This window comes from Paenibacillus filicis, assembly GCF_038070315.1.
GTDB classification, from domain to species: Bacteria; Bacillota; Bacilli; order Paenibacillales; family NBRC-103111; genus Paenibacillus_G; species Paenibacillus_G filicis.
In genome coordinates this window covers 26,781-49,571 of record NZ_JBBPCC010000025.1, presented here as the reverse complement: position 1 = coordinate 49,571, position 22,791 = coordinate 26,781, and the positions used below count along the sequence as shown (strand labels likewise).

Genomic DNA, 22,791 nt, shown 5'->3' with positions numbered 1-22,791 from the left:
TCACCCCGCTTCCCCGTCAGTTTGTTCGCAATCCGGTCCGGCCGCATTTTCAATCAAAATCACCGTTACGTTATCATCCCCGCCTGCCGAGAGCGCTTCCTGAACGAGCAAGCGAACCTTGTCCTCCAGTCCGCCCTCCGTCAGGACTGCCTGCAGGATCAGCTGGCGCTCAACCAGACCGCTCAGCCCGTCACTGCATAACAGCAGAATATCTCCAGGCTGCCAAGAGATCTCCTGCACGTCAACCTCAATGGACGATTCGGTACCGAGCGCCCGGGTCAGCACATTGCGCCGAGGGTGATGCTCGGCCTCCTCGCGCGTAATCTGTCCGTTCTTCACCAGCTCGTTGACCAGGGAATGATCCTCGGTCAATAGCTCCAGCTGGTCCCCACGGACACGATAAGCCCGGCTGTCGCCGATATGACCGATAACCGCACGATCCCGGCTGGCCAGCACGGCCACTACCGTCGTGCCCATGCCATGATAATGCTCCCGTTCGGAAGCGAACTCGAATATTTTCCCATTGGCTGCTTCGATGGCAGTCCGCAGCCGCTCTCCGCGCTGCTCTCCCGACAAATCAGGCGACATCGAGAGGAGTCCCTGGGGAATCCACTCGATCGCCATCCGGCTGGCCACATCTCCCGCCTGATGACCGCCCATTCCATCCGCTACGATTGCCAGCGACCACCCGTCTCCCTGCTCTTGGACGAAGGCGCTATCTTCATTAACGGCTCGAACCAGTCCCACATCGGATAAATAGGCCACATTCAGCATCGCTCTGGTCACCTCGCACCCGACTCCATATGTTTCGCCCGAAGCTGACCGCATGCAGCGGCGATATCGCTGCCCTGCTCGCGGCGGATCGTGGCATTGACTTTATTTTTTTCGAGTATGCGCTGGAAGGTAAATATATCGTTACGCGGCGTACGCACGTAATCGCGTTCCGAGACATAGTTCACCGGTATGAGGTTCACATGCGCCATCGGGAAGGTCTTCAGCACCTGCGCCAGCTCCTCGGCATGCTCCGGACGGTCGTTAACCTGACCCATCAAGGCATATTCAAAGGTAATGCGGCGCCCTGTCTTGGCCACATAATACCGGCAGGCTTCCAGCAGATCCTGGAACGGGAACCTGCGGTTGACCGGCATCAGCTTGGAGCGCAGCTCGTCGTTAGGCGCATGGATTGAGATCGCCAGATTGATCTGGGTATCCTCATCCGCGAACCGGTAAATATTCGGCACGATACCGCTCGTCGATACCGTAATATGCCGCTGGCCAATGTTCAGCCCCTTCGGATGAATCATGACGTTCAGAAACTTCATCATGGCATCGTAATTCTCGAACGGCTCACCGATCCCCATGATGACGATGCTGCTCACTCGTTCCTCTGTCGCATCCAGGAGCTGCTGAGCCTTGACCACCTGAGCGATGATCTCGCCGGAAGTCAGATTGCGCTTCAGACCGCCGAGCGTGGACGCACAGAACGTACAGCCGACCCGGCACCCGACCTGCGTGGTAACACAGATGCTGTTGCCGTAGCTGTGCTTCATTATGACGGTCTCGATCGCGTTCTTATCCGTCAGCTCGAATAGAAACTTGACCGTACCGTCCTTGGACCGATAGTGGGCAACCTCATTGAGCGTGACGAAATCGAACTGCTCACGCAGCTTGTCCCGCAGCGATTTGGGCAGATTCGTCATTTCGTCGAAGCTTGAAACTCTTTTCACATACAACCAATCGAAAACCTGTCCGGCCCGAAAGCCAGACTCTCCATGTTCCTTGGCCCAGACCTGCCAATCCTCCAGCGTAAAATCGTAAACGTAGGGTTTGAGGTTCTTGGGCATCTTGCTTGCTGGCATGTCCATCATTTATCACAACCTGTTTTATCTAAAGTGAAGGCCTTTCGGACTTAGCTTCCGAGAAGGCCACGTTTTATTTTACCACAATTTACGGGATTATGCTCGTCTGCGCAGACGCGCGATGAAAAAGCCGTCTGAGCCGTAATCATAAGGCATGATCTGGATCATGGACGACGCGCTTCCGGTGGAAACGGATGAAACCTCCTTCGCATCCGCAACGCCGGCATCGGGGCTTCCCGCGGCGACTGCACCGCCGTGTCCAGGACTCCCAACCCATGGCGGCGACGGATCCGGATGGAACTCCGGATGCCCGGCCAGAAACCGGTTCACTGCCTCTTCATTCTCACTGCGCTCCACCGTACAGGTGCTATAGACCAGCACGCCTCCGGGCTTCAGCAGCGGCGCTACCGCATCCAGCAGCTCCTGCTGGATCTGGCTAATAGCGGCAATCTCCGCCTCCGACTTGCTCCACTTCAGATCTGGCTTACGGCGGATTACCCCGAGCCCCGAGCAAGGAGCATCCAGCAGAATCCGGTCGAAGCTGCCCGGTGGATAATGGTCGGCAAGCTGCCGGGCATCTGCCGTCAGCGTGCGGATCGACTTGAGGCCGAGCCGCTGCGCCTGATCGTCGATCAGCTGGCGCTTATGCTCGTGTACATCGCAGGCGACGACCTCGCCACGGTCGCCCATCTTCTCCGCCAGATGCATCGACTTGCCTCCAGGAGCGGCACAGCAATCCAGTACACGCTCGCCCGGCTGCGGATCTACCCATTCGGCCACCAGCATGGAGCTTTCGTCCTGGACGGAATACAAGCCACGCTCAAATTCCGGTGTCAACGCCATATTGCCGCCTCCGCGAACGACGACTCCGGCCGGTGCCAGGGCAGAGGCTTCCGCTTCCAGACCTTGCCCGCGCAACCGCTCCAGCAGCTGCGACGGCTCGGTACGCATCCGGTTGACGCGCAGGCTGACCCGCGGGGCTTCATTGTTGGCACGGCAAATATTCCGGGCCGTCTCCTCGCCGTACTGCGCAATCCAGCGACGCACGAGCCATTCGGGATGAGACTCCTCCAGTGCGATCTTAGCGGCCGGTGCAAGTCCATCCGGCAGAACCAGCTCCGCCTTACTGCGGATCACATTTCGCAGCACGCCGTTGACCATACCGGAAATCCCCGTATGCCCCCGGCGCTTCGCCAGGTTGACCGCTTCATTCACAACGGCATGATCCGGCACCCTGTCTAGGTATAGCATCTGGTACAGGCTCAGCCTGAGCAGGCTGCGTACCCAGGGCTCCAGCTTCGCCAGACCCTTGGCGACGAAGCGACCCAAGTAGTAGTCGATCGTATTCAGACGCTGCACGGTGCCGTATACAATCTCCGTAGCCAGTCCGGCATCCGGCTTGTCCAGCTTATACGCCTGCAGCGTCTGGTTCAGCAGCAGATTGCTGTAGGCCCTATCCACTTCCACGCGGGTGAGCACATCCAGTGCCGCCTCCCGGGCGGTACCGCGTACTGGCTTGTGCCCGGAAGCAAGCCTGCCGGCAGGCTTGGCGCCTCCCGAAGAAGACTTTCCGCCAGTGGCTCCCGGCCGATGGGCGGTTCCGTTCTTGCCCTGAGCTCCCGGAGTGCCTGTCCGGCGGCTCGCTGTTTTCCCCGGCTGATCCGGCTTCCGGTCAGATGAATGCTCGCTCACGATTCGTCATCAGCTCCGTCCTCTGCCGCATGCCCCAATACTGTGCCCACGGCCAGTTGACCGCCGCGAGCGAACGTAGCAGCGTCCATCGTCTTCTTGCCCGATGGCTGCAGCTCAATAATCCGCAGCACGCCGCTGCCCGTAGCTACCTCAATACCGGCAGGGCCAGCGCCGAGCACGGTTCCAGGCTGCACGCCGGTTGGCGAAGAAGCACCGTCCGGCTTGGCGCATGCCCAGACCTTGAGCACGTCGCCGTTCCACAGCGTGAACGCGCCCGGTCTCGGATGCAGAGCCCGCACCAACTGCCAGATGGCAAGCGCCGGCGCGTTCCAGTCGATCCGCTCCTGCTCGCGCGTAATATTAGGCGAATATACGGCAGCCGCGTCATCCTGAGGAACGGCCTGAACCGTCCCGGCCAGCAGCCCGGGCAGCGTCCGCTGCAGCAGTTCGGCTCCGGCGATGCTGAGCTTATCGAACATCGTGCCGGTCGTGTCGTCATCTCCGATCGGCACCGCGACCCGGCTGATCATATCGCCAGTGTCGAGCCCTTCCGCCATATACATGATCGTGACGCCCGTCTCGGCGTCCCCGTTCATGACCGCATAGTGAATCGGCGCGCCGCCCCGGTACAGGGGCAGCAGCGACGCATGAATATTGATACAGCCGAGCTTCGGCAAGTCCAGCACCGACTTCGGCAAGATTTGGCCGTAGGCAGCCGTAACGATCAGATCCGGCTGCAGCTCGCGCAGTGCATCCACGGATTCACCCCGGCGCAGCCGCTCGGGCTGCAGCACGGGCAGTCCATGCGATAACGCCTCCACCTTGACCGGCGTCGGCGTCAGTACGCGCTTGCGGCCCACCGGACGGTCCGGCTGGGTCACAACGCCGACAACCTCGACGATCTCGTCCTCCAGCAGCGACCGCAGCGACGGTACCGCAAAATCGGGAGTTCCCATAAAAACGACTCTAGGCTTATGACTCATGCTTCACCCTCTTCAGGCTCTTCGGTCGAACGGTACATCGTTTCGGCCAGATCGGTATACAGAATGCCGTCCAGATGATCCACCTCATGCTGAATGCAACGGGCAAGAAGTTCGGTTCCTTCGATCACAACCTCCACGCCGTCGCGGTTTAGCCCCTTCACCTTGGCACGAGCCGCACGCTTGACATCTCCGCGGAGCCCAGGAATGCTCAGGCAGCCTTCGGCGCCCAACTGCTCGCCTTCAAGCTCGATAATTTCAGGGTTGATCAGCTCAATCAGACCGCCATGCTCCTCACCGCAATCCATCACGATCACGCGCTTGAGAATCCCGATCTGCGGAGCAGCCAGCCCTACGCCCTCGGCGTCGTACATCGTATCGACCATATTATCGAGCAGCTTCAAGATATTAGGGGTGATTTTCGGTACCGGCTTGCTCTTCTCGCGCAATACCGGATCCGGATCCATCACAATCATTTTAATAGCCATACCTTCCACACCTTCCTGTCTTCTATGATTCTGCTTCAAAGTACTGTCATCCAGGCGCTGTGGGTTCCTCCACGCATCTACGCATCGGATCCACCGCACTTTTCATAGAATATTACGAATATTACGTATAAGTACATCGAGGATTTCTTACATCAAAATTTGCGGGTCCACATCGATCGACACAATCAGCTTGTGCTGCTTTACCGTCTCGTCCAGCACCGAAGCCGCTTGTTTGACCAGCTCGGCAATCCGGTTTTCCCCCCGATATTTTATCATGCATTGGAAGCGATATCTATCCTTGATCCGGGAGATGGGCGACGCGACGGGCCCCAGCACCTCCAGTTCCTCCGTATCCCGAGGCAAATCCTCGGCCAGGGCTTTCAATCTGGAAGCCAGCGCTTCTCCGGAACGGATCAGCAGCTGTACCTGTTCATGCGACAGGGTGACCAGCACCAGCTGATGAAACGGCGGGTAATTATGCAGCTTGCGCATCAGCATTTCCTTGCGCATGAAGCTCATATAATCGTGGCGGCTGGCATGAATGATACTATAATGCTCAGGCGTGTAGGTCTGCACGAACACCTCGCCCGGAAGATGATGGCGTCCCGCCCGTCCGGCCACTTGGGTCAGCAGCTGGAACGACCGCTCCGCTGCGCGGAAATCGGGCAGATTCAGCACCGAGTCGGCAGCCAGCGCCCCGACCAGTGTGACGTAGGGAAAGTCCAGTCCCTTGGCGACCATCTGGGTGCCCAGCAGCACATCGGCCTGACGGTTGCGGAACATCGTCAGCCATTTCTCATGCGAACCCTTCTCCGAGGTCGTGTCTACGTCCATCCGAATCACCCGGATGCCGGGGAACAGCTTGCCCAGCTCCTCCTCCACCCGCTGCGTGCCTGTACCGAAGTGCCGGATATGCTCGCTGTTGCATTCCGGGCACAGGGACAGCTCACGCTCGGCATAGCCGCAATAATGGCAGCGCATTGCCCGCGAGCTCTGATGATAGGTCAGCGAGATGTCGCAGTGTGGACATTGAGCCACATAGCCGCAAGTACGGCACATGACGAAGGTCGCATAGCCCCGGCGGTTCAGCAGCAATACAATCTGTTCCTTCTTGTGTAACCGTTCTTCAATGGCTTTATACAGGTCCCGGCTGAACATCGAACGGTTGCCGTTCTTTAACTCTTCCCGCATGTCGACGATTCGTACAGGAGGCAGCGGCCTGCCCTCCACCCGGCTCGGCATCGAGAGCAGCTCGAAACGCGGTCTTTCCTCCGTAGCCAGACGTGCCGCTTCCACACTCGTCCGGTACATGCTTTCCAGAGATGGGGTTGCCGAACCTAGCACCACTGTAGCACCATGCTCACGAGCGCGGGCAATCGCTACATCCCGGGCATGATACTTGGGACTCTCCTCCTGCTTATAGGTCGATTCATGCTCCTCATCGATCATGATGAGCCCCAGATTGGCGAAGGGTGCGAAGATTGCGGAGCGCGCACCGATGACGACGCTCACTTCGCGGCGGCTGATTTTGCGCCACTCGTCATAGCGCTCCCCATGGGACAGCCGACTGTGCAGCACCGCGACCAGATTGCCGAAGCGCCCCTTGAAGCGCTCCACCATCTGGGGGGTCAGTGAAATCTCCGGCACCAGCACGATCGCCTCCCGCCCTTCCTCCAGACAAGTCTGGATAGACTGAAGGTAGACTTCGGTCTTGCCGCTCCCCGTTACCCCGTGCAGCAGGAAAACCCGCTGCTCCCGGGACAGCACGGCAGCGCGAATACGGTCATAAACCCCTTGCTGCTCCTCGGTGAGTGCAAGCGGAGAAGTTGGCCGAAAGGTACGCGACGCATACGGGTCGCGCAGCACCTCCACCTCCTCCAGACGAATCCAGCCCCGGTCAGCGAGTCCCTTCACAGCCGAAGCCGTCATGTGAAGCGCAGTCAGCAGCTCGGTTAGCTTGACGGGCTCGGGATGCTCCTGGAGATAGCGCAGCACCTCCTGCTGCTTCGTTGCACGGGCAGGCAATTCCGCGATCCATGCATCCAGCAGGGAAAGATCATCCGGAGGAAAGACGGTCAACGCTTTTTTGACCGCCATCCGATCCTTCACCAATTGCTGTTCCAGCAGTATGCCTTCCTCTAGCAGCTGCTTGATCCGAACGCCATCCTCGGGAAACCGGGTCTGCAGCGCTTCCAGCTCCACCGCCCCCTGCTTCCGCACATAGTCCAGGATTGTCTCGTCTTGCGGAAGCAGCAGCGGCAGTGCCACCGGAGCAGCCGCTGCTGCGCCACTATCGGCACGCCCTCCGGCAGAAGAAAACCCCGCCGTTGAATCCTGCGGAGTCCAGCCGGGAGCCAGTGTCACCTGACGCTCGTATTTCGCTTTGAGCGCTCCTGGAATCATCGCCTGCAGCGCGGTGACATCATGGCACGCATAGGTACGCCCGATCCACTGTGCCAGTCTGACGAGCTCCGGCGTGAGCGGAGGCGACAGATCCAGCACCTGCTTGACGGCCTTCAATCGGCCGGGTGCCAGGTCCGAATCCTGCAGCAGCTCGATCACGAAGCCTTGTACCGTCCGCGGGCCGAACGGTACGCCGACCCGGCTTCCCACAGCGACTAACCCTCGTAACGACACGGGGACTTCGTAGTCGAACGCCCGGTTCGTCGGCCTTGCAGGAACATCTACGATCACTTTGGCGATCATGCTCGCGCAGCTTCCCCCTTCTTGAGCCTATCGGCAACCAGGCCGAGCAGACGGGAGGCCACCTCACGCTTGTCCAGGATCGGCAACGCCTTGACCAGACCCTTCGCGTCATAGACACTGACCACGTTCGTATCTGTTCCGAAGCCAGCTCCCTCTTCGGCAACGTTATTGGCTACAAGCAAATCACACCGCTTGCGGCGCAGCTTATCCATGGCAAATTCCTCGATATTCCGAGTTTCGGCAGCAAATCCAACAACGAATTGATGGGTCTTCCGCTCCCCGATTTGCTGCAAAATATCCGGATTTTTCACCAGTGTCAGCGTCAACGCTTCCTCTGACTTCTTGATTTTATGCTCATGCTGCTCAGCTGGCCGGTAATCTGCTACAGCCGCAGCCTTAATGACGATGTCCTGTTCATCCAGTCTGGATAAGACGGCTTCCAGCATATCTGCCGCCGACTCCACACGAACGAGCTTCACGCCGGACGGAACCGGCACCGACGCCTTGCCGCTGACCAAGGTCACTTCTGCCCCCATCCGAACTGCCGCCTCCGCGATCGCGTAGCCCATCTTGCCGGAGGAATCATTGGTCAGATAACGGACCGGATCGATGCGCTCCACCGTTCCTCCAGCCGTGACGAGCAGCCGCTTCCCCTTGAGCCGTCCTTGCTCCGCAAAGTGCCGCTCCACGGCTTGCACAATCTCCTCCGGCTCTGCCAGCCGCCCCTTGCCGACGTAGCCACAGGCGAGCTGGCCGGTCCCAGGCTCAATAAAGCGAATGCCGCGGTCAGCCAGCGTCTGCATATTGCGTTCGACAGCAGGATTCTCATACATATGAACATTCATCGCCGGGGCGATCAAAATCGGAGCCGTAACAGCCAGCAAGGTTGTGCTTAGCATATCGTCGCCGATACCGAGCGCGATCTTCGCGATCGTATTGGCGGAGGCGGGAGCTACTACCACCAGATCCGCCCTGTCAGCTAGATCAATATGCTGAACAACCGACGCATCCTTCTCGTCGAACGTATCAACCGCTACTTCATGCCGGGACAAGGTCTGAAAGGTAAGCGGCGCGATGAACTTGGTCGCGGATTCGGTCATAATAACCCTGACCTCGGCTCCGGCCTGGGTTAGCTTGCTGCACAGTGCAGCTGCCTTGTAGGCGGCAATGCCTCCACATACGCCCAGCACAATCGTTTTTCCGTGCAATGCTTTCATGAATGCTTCCCCCTTCAAATTCGGCGATGGTAAAAAAATAACAACCCGAAGGTTGTTTTTTTACTTGAAGGCGTCTTTTTCTGTTTCTTTTTCTTTGCTAGGAAGCTTCTCGTACGAGATATAATCTTCATAAATCTCTTCCAGCGCGTGACCTACCTGCTTGTGGGAACGCTTCTGGCGAAGCTCGCTCTTGGCTCCGTCACGCAGCATGCGCGCGCGCTTGGAGGCTGCGACAACCAGAGAGTATTTACTGTCTACTTTGTCCAGCAGACGGTCGATTGAAGGATACAGCATTATTTTTTCACCTCAGCCATCCAATGTTGGATTTTATTCACCATACGGTCCTTGCGGCAGTGCTCTGCGGTCAGAATGCTGCGAATCCGCGAGCAGGCCAGATCAACCTGATCGTTCACAATGGCGTAGTCGTACTGCTCCATCATCGCGATTTCCTCAACGGCCACGGACATCCGGCTGCGGATCGATTCCTCGGATTCGGTACCGCGCCCGACAATCCGGCTTTCCAGCTCTGGAAGCGACGGAGGCAGCAGGAATATAAATACACCGCTTGGGAATTTCTGTTTCACCTTGAGGGCGCCCTGGACTTCGATCTCCAGAATAATATCTTTTCCGCTGTTCAAGGTATCTTCCACGAATTTGCTAGGCGTTCCGTAGTAGTTTCCTACATACTCCGCCCATTCCAACATCTGGTCCTGCTCAATCAACTGCTGAAATTGTTCCCTGCTCTTGAAAAAATAATTCACACCATCGATCTCGCCTTCTCTCGGTGCCCGCGTCGTAGCCGACACGGAATACACGATATCTGGCGTGCAGGAGCGCAGCGCTTTACAAACGGTGCCCTTGCCTACGCCGGAAGGTCCGGACAAGACGATCAGTATGCCTTTTTCCGAAGGGGAAACCCCTACTTTACTCGTCATGATCATCGTCCTTATTGGAAAGTCGGTGAGCGACCGTTTCCGGCTGGACTGCAGACAGGATCACATGGTCGCTATCGGTAATAATCACAGCACGGGTACGGCGACCATAAGTTGCATCAATCAGCATATGGCGGTCGCGCGCTTCTTGGATAATCCGCTTGATCGGCGCCGATTCCGGGCTGACAATGGAAATGATTCGGTTCGCAGAGACGATATTCCCGAATCCGATATTGATTAATTTGATCGCCATAGTATACGGTTCCCCCTGGTTCTTCGCATCCTCGTACGGCCTAGTGGAAGGCGCGAAGAGAAAGTCATCCACTTTTATTCGATATTTTGAATTTGCTCCCGCATCTTCTCGAGCTCCGCCTTCATCTCCACGACGATACCTGCCAATCCGGCATGGCCGGCCTTGGAGCCGATCGTATTGACCTCGCGGTTTATCTCCTGCACGAGAAAATCAAGCTTGCGCCCGACGGGCTCATCTTCATCAAGCAGCCGCTCGAACTGTCCGAAGTGGCTCTTCAATCGGGTCAGCTCCTCATCGATGCTGGCCCGGTCCGCCATCAAGGCCACTTCCATAGCCAGGCGAAGCTCGTCCGGCTCAGGCTGATCCAGCATCTCCTGGATACGGCTTCTCAGCCTAACCGCATAATCCTGTACGATCTGCGGAGCCAGACTATGCGCCTGCTCCCGGAATTGCTCCAGCAGCTGCAGCCGGCCGGAGAGGTCTTCACGCAGAAACTCGCCCTCGCGCTCGCGCATGGCAGCTAGTCCAGCCGCAGCTTCCGACGCACAGGCAACCAGCTCCGCCTCCAATGACTCATTGGCAGCATCCAGCTTGTCCCGGAACGTCACAATGCCGGGCAGCGAAAGCAGGTCGCGAAGCGTCAGCTCGCCCGGTAGGGACAACTGCGTGCGAAGCGAATCTGCAGCCTCGCGGTAGCTTCCGGCGAGCGCCCAATCGATCTCCGGTACAGGCGCTTCGCCAGGGTCCCGTTCCACGGTAACGAACACATCGACCCGGCCCCGCTTCACCCGCTGCTGCACCGCCTGCTTCACGGAGCTCTCATAACGGGCAAATTCGCGCGGAAGCCGGACCGCTACCTCACAGTAGCGGTGATTGACGGATTTCAGATCGATCTGCAGCCGAAATCCGGCCAAAGCACGCTCCGCTTGCCCGAAACCGGTCATACTCGTTACCATGACTCTCACATCCGTTATCCTATTCTAATTCATTTTGCAAGAGGGGACAAGTGGTAATCACCGCGCCCCGACTTCTCCCATACATAGCGGGTGAGGTCGACGGTCATCTCGTAAGCCATAAACGGCGTCATCAGGTAGATGCCGTTAAAATGCTCAAGCGCTACATCCAGCAGTTCCTTGGCAATCTGGACCCCCATCGCGCGCCCTTCCTCGCCTTTCAGTCCGCTCATGCGAGAGCGCACCTCGTCGGACAGCAGCACGCCAGGAACCTCATTATGCAGAAACTCGGCGTTGCCGCCACTGGCCAGCGGCGCGATGCCGATGAAAATTGGAACATCCAGATGCTTCGTCGATTGCCGGATATTCTCGATCAGCTTCGCGTCGTACACAGGCTGCGTCATGATGTAATCGGCTCCCGCTTCGATCTTGCGCTCCAGTCGCTGCACAGCTTTATCCAGATGCTTGACATTCGGATTAAAGGCAGCGCCAACGACGAAATTCGCCCGTTTCTTGAGCGGCTTGCCCGAGAAGGCCACCCCTTCGTTGAGCTGCTTGATCATCCGGATAATCTCGAAGGATGTCAGGTCGTAAACCGAGCTCGACCCCGGCAGATCGCCGAACTTGGCCGGATCTCCGGTTACCGCAAGGACATGATCGATATCCAGCGCATGGAGCCCCATCATATGGGACTGGGTGCCGATCATATTACGGTCGCGGCAAGCGATGTGGATCAGCGGACGGATGCCCACCTGCTCCTGTACCAGCGAGCCGAGCGCCATATTGCTCATCCGGGTGACAGCCAGCGAATTGTCCGCCATCGTCAGCGCATCCGCGCCGACCGCCTTCAGTGCTTCTGCTCCGGCCATGAACTTGGCGATATCGAGATCCCTTGGCGGGTCCAGCTCGACGATCACCGTCACCCGCTCCTTCACCAGATCGACGATATTCGGTACGGTCTGAACGGTGCCCGAGACAGACCCTGCAATCGAGGTCAGCGGCTGCGGTTCAGCCACAGCCACCGGTGCAGAGGCTTGAGCCGTCAAGGAGGCCGCATTCGGCTGTGGCGCATAACCGTTTAGCGAGGCTGCGATTGCGGCAACATGCTCTGGCGTCGTTCCGCAGCAGCCGCCCACGATCCGGGCGCCCTGATCGACGAAGCGGCGGGCGGTTTCGCCGAAATATTGCGGCGTAGCCGCAAACGTATAACGCCCATCCACGTAGTCGGCGAGACCGGCGTTAGGAAACACGGACAACGGCGGCGCATCCGGTAAGCCAGCCACATGCTCCAGCGAGCGTAGCAGGCCATTCGGGCCACTGCGGCAATTGAAGCCGACAACATCCGCTCCGGCAGCCAGCAGCTTCTCGAATGCTTCCTTCAGCGGGAAGCCGTCCATCGTCGCCCCTGCTCCTTCCGTCGCAAACTGGCAGATGACCGGAACATCCGACTGCTTGCGAATCAGCTTCAGCACAAGCAGCATTTCCTCCAGATCATAGAATGTCTCCAGCAGCAGGCCGTCAACCTTCGCATCAATCAGCACAGCGATCTGCTGACCCAAATCTTCTTTGATTTTAGCCGTCCGTACGCTTTTCCGCTTTCCGGCACGGATCGAACCGACAGCTCCGACGACATAGGCATCCTCGCCGACTGCCTGACGCGCCAGCTCAACGCCGGCCCGGTTGATCGCTTCCACTTCGCCTTCCAGGCCAAACTTCGAGAGCCGCTCCCGGTTCGCCGAGAACGTATTCGTTTCGATCAAGCGGGCTCCGGCCTCGTAGTACCGGCGGTGAATTTCCCGGATCACATCCGGCTTCAGCAGATTCAGTTCCTCATATGAGATTCCTACAGGAAATCCCATCTGGTATAAATAAGTGCCCATCGCGCCGTCCCCGACCAGCACCCCGCGGCGCAGCGCTTCCCTCAAGTCCGGTTTCACAAGAGGCTCCCCTTCCCATGCTATCTTCATTTTAAAATGAAATTCGTCTGCGGCAGCGTCCCCGTGAATACCTGCCGGGCAGGCCCCGTCATGTACACGCGGTTGTCCGCTTCGCTCCACTCAATCATCAATTCTCCCCCGGCCAGCGCGACGATGGCCCGACGGTCCATCCGCCCTGTCAGCACTCCGGCTACCAGGGTCGCACAAGCTCCGGTTCCGCAGGCCAGCGTAGGACCCGCTCCCCGCTCCCACACGCGCATATCCGCAAAATCCCGGCGGTGGGCCGTAGCAAACTCCACATTGATCTTGTTCGGAAAAAACGGATGCTTCTCTAGCGGCGGTCCCAAGACCCCCACATCTAAGGAAACGGCATCGTCTACGAAGATCACACAGTGCGGATTGCCCATCGACACGGCGGTGAAGAGGAACTCCTGCCCCCCGGTTGAGATCGGCTGATCCACAACCGAGTCCGCATCAAGTGTCGTAGGTATGGACAGGCCTTGGAGAACCGGCTCGCCCATATCAACACGGACCCGGTCCACCCGGCCGTTGTCCAGTTCAAGCTGGACCGACTGAACGCCGGCCCCGATCGTCTCGATCGTGATCTCGCGAACCGAGGCATCGACCAAGCCGCTCTCATACAAATAAGTAGCGGCGCAGCGGATCGCATTGCCGCATTGCTCGGGCTCCGTGCCATCCGAATTGATAATTCGCATCATATAGTCAGCTTGGCTCGAGGGCAGCAGGAAGACCAGTCCGTCTGCACCGATACCGAAGTGACGGTCGCACAGGCGAACAGCCTGCTCCGACACATCGGCCGGCAAAGCGTCGAAGTCTGCAAGCACGATGAAATCATTGCCCAAACCTTGCATTTTCGTGAAATTCATAATGAAAACTCCCATTTTTAGAGGTTTACCCCCTACTATAGCGCAAAACCCCCGCGATGCATAGCGATTCCGCAAAATTTTACCTCATCGCCCGGTAAAATGCAAACGGCCGAAATCCCTGCCCGCGGGCAAAGACTTCGGCCAAGCTTGCGGCTTTATGAATCCTGAATCTACCGCACCACGGGCTTCATCGGTTTGACTCGCTTTGGTCCGTTTTTACGCGGCGGCGCCGTTTTGCGTCCCGATGTCGACAGCACGCTGCCGATGCCCATCAGGAAGGTCGGAATCCCGGCGAAAACCAGTACCAGCGCCCAATCAGTCACCCCGAGCGGAACCGTCTTGAAAATCGTCCGCAGCGCATCCACGTACAGCACAGGCAGCACCAGCAGCAGTGACGAGCCGACGGCGAGCACCAGCCACACATTTTGCAGCGGGTTGCGATGGAAGATCGAGCGGGAACTGCGGCAGTCAAACACATGAATCAGTTGGGCCATCACCAGCGTAACGAAGGCGATGGTCTGGGCTTTGATCAAGGTATTGGCGTCGTCCGAAGCCGTCGTCAGGGCAATGTAGAAGGCAGCCAGCGTGCAGACGCCGATCAGAATGCCCCGGCTGATGATTTTCCAGCCGAGCCTTCGGGCAAAGATGTTCTCCTTGGCGGAACGCGGCTTCTGAAGCATCAGATCCTTCTCTGCCTGATCCACGCCTAGCGCCATAGCCGGCAGTCCGTCGGTGACCAGATTAACCCACAGAATCTGAATCGGAATGAGCGGCAGCGGTAGTCCCGCCATCATCGCCAGGAACATCGTCATGATCTCGCCGACGTTGGAGGCCAGCAGGTATCGGATGAACTTGCGGATGTTCTCATAGATGCCCCGCCCTTCCTCGATGGCCGACACGATGGTCGCGAAGTTGTCGTCGGACAAAATGAGCGAAGACGCCTCCTTGGACACATCCGTACCGCTGATTCCCATCGCAATCCCGATGTCCGCCGCCTTGATGGCCGGGGCGTCGTTGACACCGTCTCCCGTCATCGCCACCGTATGCCCCATGCGCTGCAGCGATTTGACGATCCGCAGCTTGTGCTCCGGAGAGACGCGAGCGTATACATAGACTTCGTTGACCCGCTTATCCAGCTCGTCGTCGCTCATCGCCGCCAATTGGTGACCGCTCATCGCCTGCCCATCCTGCGGCAAAATCCCAAGCTGACGTGCGATGGCCTCCGCCGTCGTCTGATGATCTCCGGTGATCATCACCGTCTTGATCCCTGCACGGCGGCATTTCGTGATCGCTTCGCGCACTTCGCGGCGGGGCGGATCGATCATCCCGGTCAGTCCGATGAATACGAGCTGACATTCCACGCCGGGTTCGTCTAGCTGCTGGTCGGACTCCTTGAGCTCGCGGTACGCAAGTCCGAGCACTCGCAGCGCATTTTTGGCCATGCCCTCAGCAGCCGCGGCCACCTTCTGCTTCAGGGTCGGCGTAAACGGGATAACCCGGTTATCCCAGAGCACATAGGCACATTGCTGGATCAGCAGGTCTGGGGCTCCCTTCGTGCATGCCATCCGGCCGCCCTGATGCTCCACGACAACCGACATCCGCTTGCGATCTGAATCGAAGGGCAGCTCCAGCGTGCGGCGGTACAGCCCTTCCAATGAGCTCTGCGTCAGTCCCGCCTTGGCCCCCAATACGACAAGCGCGCCCTCTGTCGGGTCGCCCTTGATCGTCCACACGCCGGCAGCCGCCGCTTCCTTCCGCTTCCCCTCCTGCTTCTCTTCATGCAGTGACGCATTATTGCAAAGTACCGATACCTGCAGGAGGCGCCTCAGCATCTGGTTGTTATGCAGATCAACCGGCTTGCCCTCCTTGACAATCGCGCCTTGAGGCTCGTAGCCGTCTCCGGTCACTTCCATCACATCGCCTCCAAGCCACAGATGAGTCACCGTCATCTTATTTTGCGTCAGCGTGCCCGTCTTGTCCGAGCAGATGACCGAGGCGCAGCCGAGCGTCTCCACCGAGGGCAGCTTACGCACGATGGCCTTGCGCTGAATCATCCGCTGGACTCCAAGCGCCAGAGCAATGGTAACGATAGCCGGGAGCCCTTCTGGAATTGCCGCTACCGCCAGGCTGACGCCCGCTAGGAACATGCCATAAGGCTCTTGCCCATGAAGAATACCCGCTACGACGACAAGAACCGTAAGCGCCAAGGCGACGATGATCAGTATTTTACCAAGCTGCTCGAGCCGGCGCTGCAGCGGAGTATCGATCGCATCCGTATTCTGAATCATGTCGGCAATTTTGCCCATCTCGGTCTGCATACCCGTGCGTACGACCACAGCTTTGCCCGAGCCGCGTGTAATCATCGTTCCCATAAAGCCCAGGTTGCGCTGATCTCCAAGCGGGATCTCGTCCTGCTCCAGGGCAGCCGTATGCTTCGATACCGGAACGGACTCCCCGGTCAGGGCGGACTCCTCCACATACATGCCCGTCGTTTCAATAAAACGGACATCTGCCGGCACACGGTCTCCGCTCTCCAGCACGATCAGATCGCCCGGTACGAGCTCCCTCGCCGGTATGGATTCCAGCTTCCCTTCCCGCAATACCTTGGCATTCGGTGCCGAGAGCTCCTTCAGCGCACGCAGCGAGCGCTCTGCGCGGAATTCCTGCAGAAAACCGAGTATGCCATTCATGAAGATGATCGCTATGATCGTGATCGCGTCGAGGTATTCGCCGAGCAAACCCGATACCAGTGTCGCTCCCACCAGCACCAGCACCATAAAGTCTTTAAATTGATTCAGAAACAGCGTGATCGGGGAGATGCTTTGACCCTCAGCCAGCTCGTTCTTACCGTGCGAAGCCAGCCGCTTGTCCGCCTCCTCCCGGCTCAGGCCTTGTGAGGGCTCGGTTCCCGACGACTGCAGGATCTCCTCGGACGTCCATTGATACCATGGTTTCTGACTCATCTGCTCTTTCCCTCCCATAAGGTTGTCTAGGGTAAATGTATTCAGACAAGCTGCAAATTAGCACGGTTTCCTGGTGCTGCCGAGAAAGACCTTAAGTTTTTCGCAAAATTATGGCATGATAGGGAATGACGTTTATTAAGAATTGGAGTGGTTTACACCTATGTCCTTCGACGGTCTCGTCATACACGGCCTCGTTCAGGAGCTGCAAGAGATGCTCCCCTGCCGCATCAATAAAATCCAGATGCCCTCCGGCAATGATATCGTGCTGCAAATCCGGGCTGCAGGCCGGAATATCAAGCTGATCCTGTCGGCGAGTCCGACGTATCCGCGCGTACATATCACTGACGCGAACTTTGTGAATCCGCTGGACGCACCGATGTTCTGCATGCTGCTCCGCAAGCACTGTGAGGGCGGCATCATCGAATCGATCGAGCAGCCGCAGATGGAGCGGGTCATCCGCCTAAACATCCGGCAGCGTGACGAGCTCGGCGATCTCAGCGTAAAAACGATCGTCATCGAAATTATGGGCCGCCATAGCAACTTGATCCTGCTTGATCCGGCCACGAATACGATCATCGACGGCATCCATCATGTCACACCGTCCATCAGCAGCTACCGGGTCGTCATGCCGGGGGTCCCCTATGTGAACCCTCCGGAGCAGCATAAGGCAAATCCGCTGGACATCAACGAGGAGTCATTCACATCGCTGCTGGGAGAAACGGTTCAGGCCCTGATGGACGAGGGTCAAGCATCCGGCAGCAAGCTATGGGAGCAGGCACTGGTTCAGCGCTTCAGCGGCTTCAGTCCGCTGGCCGCCCGGGAGCTGGTCTACCGCGCGTTTGCCGGAGAAGCGTTAGCTTCGGATTCGAATGGTAGCCTGGACTCCGATACGACAGAGGGTGCCGGACAGCGCGAAGCGATCCGTAAGCTATGGGTACCGTTCAGCGATCTGAGCGCACAGCTTCGCGCTGGCAAGACAGATCCCGTAATCACGACTGTACAGCCTTCCGGCAAAAGCTTCTTTTCCATCACGGATCTCACGCATCTCCACGGAGAGACCCGCCGGTTCCCGTCAGTCAGCAGCTGTCTGGAGACGTACTACAGCGACAAGGCAGAACGCGATACGGTCAAACAACGGGTCAGCGACCTGTTCCGGCTGCTGACGAACGAGCGGAGCAAGAACGTCAAGAAGCTGGAGAAGCTGGCCGAAACGCTGGAGGATGCCCAGCAGGCGGACCGCTTCCGGATTCTCGGTGAGCTGCTGACAGCCTCCCTGCATCAAATCCGCAAGGGCGAGAGCCACATCGAGGTTATCAATTATTATGATGAGGAGCAGCGTCCGCTGGAAATCGAGCTGGACCCGCTGCTGTCTGCATCGGATAATGCGCAGCGGTACTTCAAGAAATATACGAAAGCCAAGAACAGCCTCGCCGTGGTTCATGAACAAATGCGCCAGTCCCAGGAGGAGATCGTCTATCTGGATAACCTTCTGCAGCAGCTTGCCAATGCAGGCATACAGGATATTGAGGAAATCCGCGAGGAATTGGTTGGGCAGGGCTACCTGCGTGACCGGAGCAAGAAGCTGAAGCGAAAAAAAGCGAATGCCAAACCCCTTCTGGCCTGCTATACGTCCAGTGAGGGCATCCCGGTCTATGTAGGCAAGAACAACACGCAGAACGAATACCTTACCAACCGGCTCGCCCAATCCGGAGACACCTGGCTGCATACCAAGGACATTCCCGGTTCTCATGTCGTGATCCGCAGCACCGAATTCGGAGATGCGACCTTGCTGGAAGCGGCGCAGCTCGCCGCCTACTATAGCCAGGCCAAAGAATCCAGCCAAGTGCCTGTCGATTATACGCTGATCCGGCATGTCCGCAAGCCAGGCGGTGCCAAGCCGGGCTTCGTCATCTATGATCATCAAAAAACCCTGTTCGTAACGCCCGAGGCCGAGCGGCTTAAGCAGCTGCCGATGACCGTAAAGTAGGACCGTACGTCACATAAGCCGAAAAGCGCCACATCAACCTACAAACCAAAAAACCTCCAATCCCACCCTGATCAGCGTGGAATTGGAGGTATTTTTTATGGAATGAGTACGGTACGCTACAGGCCTACAGCCCGAGTCTGCGCCGAAGGTAGGCTTCGAGGGGTCCCTTCAGCTCGTCGCGCTCCAGCGCCATCTCGATCGTCGCTTCGATGTAGCCCAGCTTGTCCCCTACGTCATAACGCCGTCCGGTAATAGAGTGCATCACCATGCGCTGCTGCTCGTTCAGAATCCGCAGCGCGTCCGTCAGCTGGATTTCCCCGCCGCGTCCAGGACCGCTATGTTCCAGGATATCGAAAATTTCCGGCATCAGAATATACCGGCCGATGATGGCTTGATTCGAAGGCGCAGCTTCACGCTCCGGCTTTTCGATCAGATCCTCAATCCACGCGAACGCAGACGAATCCTTGGCCGGCGACAAGATCCCGTACTTGTTCACATCTTCCCATGGGACCTCCTGCGTGCCGATCACCGAGGTTCCAGTCTGATCGAACAGGTCCATCATTTGCTTGAGGCAGGGTGGTTCGGATTGGATAATATCGTCGCCCAGCAGCACGGCAAACGGCTCATTCCCGATAAATTTACGCGCACATAAGACGGCATGTCCCAGGCCCAGCGGCTGCTTCTGACGGATATAATGGACATCGGTCAGATTAGAGATCGACTGCACCATCTTCAGAAGCTCGTGGTTGCCCTTCTCCTCCAGCACGGCCTCCAGCTCGACCGACTTGTCGAAATGGTCCTCAATCGCGCGCTTATTGCGTCCTGTTACAATAATGATATCCTCGATACCGGAGGAGATCGCTTCTTCTACAATATACTGGATCGCCGGCTTGTCGACGATCGGCAGCATTTCCTTCGGCTGCGCCTTGGTCGCCGGCAGAAACCGGGTTCCCAGACCGGCAGCCGGGATAATGGCCTTGCGTACTCTCATAGCTGCTCTCCCCTTCGCTTATACAGTTGATGGATAACTTCCGCTTCGACCCTGCGCGCTCCGACCGGAGCATGGAATACAACGCCCCCGCGTTCTCCGTGGTAATCGGAGCCCGCCGTAACCAGCAGACCGTGGCGCTGCGCCATGGCCGCATAGGCCGTTTCCTGCTCAGGCGTGTGGTCTGCATGGTATACTTCCAGCCCGGCCAGCCCTTGTGCAGCCAGCGTCGGGATCAATTCATCGCAGCCGTATAGGCCGGGATGCGCCAGCACCGGAGCACCGCCTGCTTCCCGAATCCACACGAGCGCCTCGAACGGCGTGATGCGCGGCGGGTTCGCATACGCGGCCGCTCCCTTGCCCAAGTACCGTTCGAACGCTTCGGCCATCGAGCCGACATAGCCTTTGCGTACAAGCGCATCGGCGATGTGCGGACGCCCGACAGTGTCGCCCTCACGCCTCAGCAGGCTGACCGATGCCAGAACATCCGCCATCGTGATCTCCATGCCCAGTGCCTGGAGCTTCTCCACGATCATCTCATTCCGGCGGTCTCTGACGCTCCGAAGCTGCTCCAGCCGCTCCAGAAATACCGGGTCGCGCCAGTCGACCCAATAGCCGAGCACATGAATATCGGCACCTTCATGAACGGTGCTGATTTCGATGCCGGGCACAACGGTAATCCCATAGCTCTCTCCGGCGGCCAGAGCCTCCTCCAGCCCGCCTACCGTGTCATGATCCGTGATCGCGACCGCGGCCAGCCCGGCAGCTGCCGCCAGTCTGACATTATCTGCAGGCGTCCCGGTCCCGTCAGACGCGATGGTATGCGTATGCAAGTCTGCATAAGGCAAGCAAATCCCCCCTTGATTCATACTTATCCTGCCTGGAGCAGCAGCAGATTACTTCGTTGATCGATCCCCCTGGCCGCTAGAGCCACTGGCTCAAATCCCGCTCTCTCAGGAAGGTCAGGAAGGTAACCGCCGATATCGGAAGCAGCGTGGAGCCCAAGTAAATGGCGTGGAAGCTTCGCGCGAAGCTTACCCCTTCTACATCCCTAACCTGCAGCACACCAAGAGCCGCTTCGTGCTTGAGCGAAGATTGAGACAGTACCGAGACTCCCAATCCCGCTTCGACCGCGGACTTGACCGCCCCTGTGCTGCCAAGCTCCATCACGATCTTGAGGGAAGAGACTTCACAGCCGGCCCGCTCCAGCTCTTCCTCCATCACCCTCCGTGTGCCGGAGCCCTGCTCCCGCAGCACGAACGGATATTCGCGCAGTTCATCTACCGGCACCTTGTCAAACCGTCCCAGGGGATGGTCCTTAGGCAGGATCAGCTTCAGTTCGTCACTCAGCACGGCCTCCGTGTGCAGGTCCGGATGATTGACCTCGGCCTCGACCAGTCCGAAGGTTAGCTGGTGATTCAGCACTTCCTCTAAAATCTGCTTAGTGTTAATAACCTTCATGCTTATGGAAATATGCGGATACTCCTGGCCGAAGGGACCGAGCAGCCGCGGCAGAATATACTCTCCAACGGTCAGGCTCGCTCCGAGATGAAGCCTTCCCTCGAGCATGTGCGTAAACTTGGACATGCTGATATCCGTTTCCCTAATCAGGTCGATGCTCCGCCGCGCGAACGGCAGCAGCGTGCGGCCGGCCTCCGTCAGCTCCACCCGCTTGGTGGAACGGATAAAGAGCTTGGTACCAAAATAATCCTCCAGCGACTGAATCTGCATCGTCACGGCAGGCTGCGTCATGTGCAAGGCGCCGGCCGCAAGCGAGAAGCTGCCCTTCTCGGCAACCGTGAAAAAAATATGAAGCTGATGAAAGTTATGCGCCATAACAACCTCCGCAAAAGCGTTTTCCTCCAAATTATATATAAAAACCGTTCCGAGGCCAACCGCAACGCGAAGCTGCCGCCCAAAAAACAGAAAAAGCATGCCGCCAGAGACAGCATACCCTGCTTGTATCGTGATCGCAGCCTGTCGGACTATCTCCGCTTCCGGCTGTTCTTAATCAGCGTCATCCTCCGGGAGTGTCGCAGCCAGGAGTAATAGGATCGAAGGTCGCGCAGCTCCATGGTCTCGGACATTCGGCCCAGGAAAGTGACGACAATCATCTTGTAGATGGGAGGTCCTGGAGGCTGTCCCGGGGCTCTTACCACTTCTGAGAACTCTGCCACCATCACCAAATCGTCGTCGATGAGAAATACATCTTGTTCATTCTTATAGTAGGTGCGGATGGAGCGTGATTTCAGCTTGTCCCATACAAATTCGGCAATATCGAGAAAACCTGTTTTCTCGGATTCGACACGGTCAGCCCAACGGCTGCGGGCGTGATGTGTGATGATAATGTCCGCAATGACCTTGCCTCCGAGTAAGATCGGAGTGGTCCCGTTACTGTTCGCCTTCTCGCCGGATTTTATGTCAGCCACAACCAAACCCTCTTCCTAAAAAAATAGTCCGCTCCACCTATGTACTTCCCATACCCCCTTAATTTTACCTTATTGTCGTATAGAATCAACTTAAGAAATCTTTAGATTACCAGGAATGACCAAAAGACCCCGTCATGAGCTCCGGGGTCTTCCTCGCCATAACCAGACTCTCGAACCGCTGACGGCATCCCATCGCCGCCCAAGTTGCATCCAAGCGGCTACAACGTGTAGAATCTTGTTTTGTCAGGCATATTACTATTATATTCAGTCGGAATTTCATTACGATGGGAACGCTCCACCTTCTTGACGAACGGCAGCCGCTGCAGCTGCTTGACGGTTTCATCCAGACGGCTTGCGTAAATATACATAGCTGCATAATGCAGCTTCTTGGAAATGAAATGCACATTCCCGTATTTCTCCAAATGCTTGGCTGCTGCCTTCACATCGGAAACCCATACGATAATCCCGGCTCGCTCGGTAAACATGGCATGACCTTCTTTCTTTAGCAAAAATGAAAGGG

20 protein-coding genes are annotated in these 22,791 nt (G+C 57.7%); 1 reads left to right on the top strand and 19 read right to left on the bottom strand.

The features are described from left to right. The 14 genes from WMW72_RS29000 to WMW72_RS28935 form a co-directional block, all read right to left on the bottom strand. The gene (locus WMW72_RS29000) at window positions 1-774 is read right to left on the bottom strand and encodes a Stp1/IreP family PP2C-type Ser/Thr phosphatase (protein WP_341419158.1); all 774 of its coding nucleotides are present in this window, start codon (window positions 772-774) and stop codon (window positions 1-3) included. Between the two features lie 8 nt (window positions 775-782). Further along, window positions 783-1,859, bottom strand: a complete 1,077-nt coding sequence (gene rlmN / locus WMW72_RS28995; RefSeq protein WP_341419082.1) for a dual-specificity RNA methyltransferase RlmN — start codon at window positions 1,857-1,859, stop codon at window positions 783-785. Between the two features lie 96 nt (window positions 1,860-1,955). Further along, window positions 1,956-3,551, bottom strand: coding sequence for a 16S rRNA (cytosine(967)-C(5))-methyltransferase RsmB (gene rsmB / locus WMW72_RS28990; protein WP_341419081.1), 1,596 nt, complete (start codon window positions 3,549-3,551; stop codon window positions 1,956-1,958). Next, entirely contained in the window at window positions 3,548-4,507 is a 960-nt protein-coding gene (fmt, locus tag WMW72_RS28985) for a methionyl-tRNA formyltransferase (RefSeq protein WP_341419157.1), read from the bottom strand. The genes rsmB and fmt overlap by 4 nt, the downstream gene beginning before the upstream one ends. A 23-nt stretch (window positions 4,508-4,530) precedes the next feature. Beyond that, entirely contained in the window at window positions 4,531-5,019 is a 489-nt protein-coding gene (def, locus tag WMW72_RS28980) for a peptide deformylase (protein WP_341419080.1), read from the bottom strand. A gap of 147 nt (window positions 5,020-5,166) precedes the next feature. Next, on the bottom strand, window positions 5,167-7,725 hold the full coding sequence (priA, locus tag WMW72_RS28975; RefSeq protein ID WP_341419079.1) for a primosomal protein N': 2,559 nt from the start codon (window positions 7,723-7,725) through the stop codon (window positions 5,167-5,169). Next, entirely contained in the window at window positions 7,722-8,942 is a 1,221-nt protein-coding gene (gene coaBC / locus WMW72_RS28970) for a bifunctional phosphopantothenoylcysteine decarboxylase/phosphopantothenate--cysteine ligase CoaBC (RefSeq protein WP_341419078.1), read from the bottom strand. Before coaBC ends, priA begins: the two co-directional genes overlap by 4 nt. A 60-nt stretch (window positions 8,943-9,002) precedes the next feature. Next, the gene (gene rpoZ / locus WMW72_RS28965) at window positions 9,003-9,236 is read right to left on the bottom strand and encodes a DNA-directed RNA polymerase subunit omega (protein ID WP_341419077.1); all 234 of its coding nucleotides are present in this window, start codon (window positions 9,234-9,236) and stop codon (window positions 9,003-9,005) included. Next, complete coding sequence (gene gmk, locus WMW72_RS28960; RefSeq protein ID WP_341419076.1) at window positions 9,236-9,877, bottom strand: guanylate kinase; 642 nt, start codon at window positions 9,875-9,877, stop codon at window positions 9,236-9,238. Before gmk ends, rpoZ begins: the two co-directional genes overlap by 1 nt. Next, a complete protein-coding gene (gene remA, locus WMW72_RS28955; RefSeq protein ID WP_009672664.1) occupies window positions 9,867-10,127 on the bottom strand; it encodes an extracellular matrix/biofilm regulator RemA in 261 nt (86 codons plus the stop codon). Before remA ends, gmk begins: the two co-directional genes overlap by 11 nt. 74 nt (window positions 10,128-10,201) lie before the next feature. Further along, a complete protein-coding gene (locus WMW72_RS28950) occupies window positions 10,202-11,083 on the bottom strand; it encodes a YicC/YloC family endoribonuclease (RefSeq protein WP_341419074.1) in 882 nt (293 codons plus the stop codon). Between the two features lie 29 nt (window positions 11,084-11,112). Beyond that, window positions 11,113-13,017: a bifunctional homocysteine S-methyltransferase/methylenetetrahydrofolate reductase gene (locus WMW72_RS28945; RefSeq protein WP_341419073.1), complete on the bottom strand. Its 1,905-nt coding sequence runs from the start codon at window positions 13,015-13,017 to the stop codon at window positions 11,113-11,115. A 26-nt stretch (window positions 13,018-13,043) separates the two neighbouring features. Next, window positions 13,044-13,904: a diaminopimelate epimerase gene (gene dapF / locus WMW72_RS28940; RefSeq protein ID WP_341419072.1), complete on the bottom strand. Its 861-nt coding sequence runs from the start codon at window positions 13,902-13,904 to the stop codon at window positions 13,044-13,046. Window positions 13,905-14,074: 170 nt separating this feature from the next. Then, window positions 14,075-16,867: a calcium-translocating P-type ATPase, SERCA-type gene (locus tag WMW72_RS28935; RefSeq protein ID WP_341419071.1), complete on the bottom strand. Its 2,793-nt coding sequence runs from the start codon at window positions 16,865-16,867 to the stop codon at window positions 14,075-14,077. Window positions 16,868-17,027: 160 nt separating this feature from the next. Between WMW72_RS28935 and WMW72_RS28930 the strand changes: the two genes are divergently transcribed. Further along, entirely contained in the window at window positions 17,028-18,854 is a 1,827-nt protein-coding gene (locus tag WMW72_RS28930; RefSeq protein ID WP_341419156.1) for an Rqc2 family fibronectin-binding protein, read from the top strand. Window positions 18,855-18,978: 124 nt separating this feature from the next. On the opposite strand, the gene galU is transcribed toward WMW72_RS28930, so the two are convergent. The 5 genes from galU to WMW72_RS28905 all read right to left on the bottom strand — a co-directional run bounded on the left by galU (window position 18,979) and on the right by WMW72_RS28905 (window position 22,756). Next, window positions 18,979-19,845 carry a UTP--glucose-1-phosphate uridylyltransferase GalU gene (gene galU / locus WMW72_RS28925; protein ID WP_341419070.1) on the bottom strand — a complete coding sequence of 289 codons (867 nt, stop codon included), beginning with the start codon at window positions 19,843-19,845 and terminating at the stop codon, window positions 18,979-18,981. Then, the gene (locus WMW72_RS28920; RefSeq protein ID WP_341419069.1) at window positions 19,842-20,690 is read right to left on the bottom strand and encodes a PHP domain-containing protein; all 849 of its coding nucleotides are present in this window, start codon (window positions 20,688-20,690) and stop codon (window positions 19,842-19,844) included. The genes galU and WMW72_RS28920 overlap by 4 nt, the downstream gene beginning before the upstream one ends. A gap of 76 nt (window positions 20,691-20,766) precedes the next feature. Next, on the bottom strand, window positions 20,767-21,678 hold the full coding sequence (locus WMW72_RS28915) for a selenium metabolism-associated LysR family transcriptional regulator (RefSeq protein WP_341419068.1): 912 nt from the start codon (window positions 21,676-21,678) through the stop codon (window positions 20,767-20,769). A 149-nt stretch (window positions 21,679-21,827) separates the two neighbouring features. After that, the gene (locus WMW72_RS28910; RefSeq protein ID WP_423227614.1) at window positions 21,828-22,271 is read right to left on the bottom strand and encodes a hypothetical protein; all 444 of its coding nucleotides are present in this window, start codon (window positions 22,269-22,271) and stop codon (window positions 21,828-21,830) included. A gap of 218 nt (window positions 22,272-22,489) precedes the next feature. After that, entirely contained in the window at window positions 22,490-22,756 is a 267-nt protein-coding gene (locus WMW72_RS28905) for a YlbG family protein (RefSeq protein ID WP_072334436.1), read from the bottom strand. Window positions 22,757-22,791: the final 35 nt, after the last annotated feature.

What these genes read in the sequence shown, in the direction of transcription:
- def (WP_341419080.1), bottom strand. Translation starts at nt 5,019, where the DNA reads ATGGCTATTAAAATGATTGTGATGGATCCGGATCCGGTATTGCGCGAG.
- WMW72_RS28905 (WP_072334436.1), bottom strand. Translation starts at nt 22,756, where the DNA reads ATGTTTACCGAGCGAGCCGGGATTATCGTATGGGTTTCCGATGTGAAG.
- galU (WP_341419070.1), bottom strand. Translation starts at nt 19,845, where the DNA reads ATGAGAGTACGCAAGGCCATTATCCCGGCTGCCGGTCTGGGAACCCGG.
- gmk (WP_341419076.1), bottom strand. Translation starts at nt 9,877, where the DNA reads ATGACGAGTAAAGTAGGGGTTTCCCCTTCGGAAAAAGGCATACTGATC.
- WMW72_RS29000 (WP_341419158.1), bottom strand. Translation starts at nt 774, where the DNA reads ATGCTGAATGTGGCCTATTTATCCGATGTGGGACTGGTTCGAGCCGTT.
- WMW72_RS28935 (WP_341419071.1), bottom strand. Translation starts at nt 16,867, where the DNA reads ATGAGTCAGAAACCATGGTATCAATGGACGTCCGAGGAGATCCTGCAG.
- dapF (WP_341419072.1), bottom strand. Translation starts at nt 13,904, where the DNA reads ATGAATTTCACGAAAATGCAAGGTTTGGGCAATGATTTCATCGTGCTT.
- WMW72_RS28915 (WP_341419068.1), bottom strand. Translation starts at nt 21,678, where the DNA reads ATGGCGCATAACTTTCATCAGCTTCATATTTTTTTCACGGTTGCCGAG.
- WMW72_RS28930 (WP_341419156.1), top strand. Translation starts at nt 17,028, where the DNA reads ATGTCCTTCGACGGTCTCGTCATACACGGCCTCGTTCAGGAGCTGCAA.
- priA (WP_341419079.1), bottom strand. Translation starts at nt 7,725, where the DNA reads ATGATCGCCAAAGTGATCGTAGATGTTCCTGCAAGGCCGACGAACCGG.
- rlmN (WP_341419082.1), bottom strand. Translation starts at nt 1,859, where the DNA reads ATGCCAGCAAGCAAGATGCCCAAGAACCTCAAACCCTACGTTTACGAT.
- coaBC (WP_341419078.1), bottom strand. Translation starts at nt 8,942, where the DNA reads ATGAAAGCATTGCACGGAAAAACGATTGTGCTGGGCGTATGTGGAGGC.
- fmt (WP_341419157.1), bottom strand. Translation starts at nt 4,507, where the DNA reads ATGGGAACTCCCGATTTTGCGGTACCGTCGCTGCGGTCGCTGCTGGAG.
- remA (WP_009672664.1), bottom strand. Translation starts at nt 10,127, where the DNA reads ATGGCGATCAAATTAATCAATATCGGATTCGGGAATATCGTCTCTGCG.
- WMW72_RS28950 (WP_341419074.1), bottom strand. Translation starts at nt 11,083, where the DNA reads ATGGTAACGAGTATGACCGGTTTCGGGCAAGCGGAGCGTGCTTTGGCC.
- rpoZ (WP_341419077.1), bottom strand. Translation starts at nt 9,236, where the DNA reads ATGCTGTATCCTTCAATCGACCGTCTGCTGGACAAAGTAGACAGTAAA.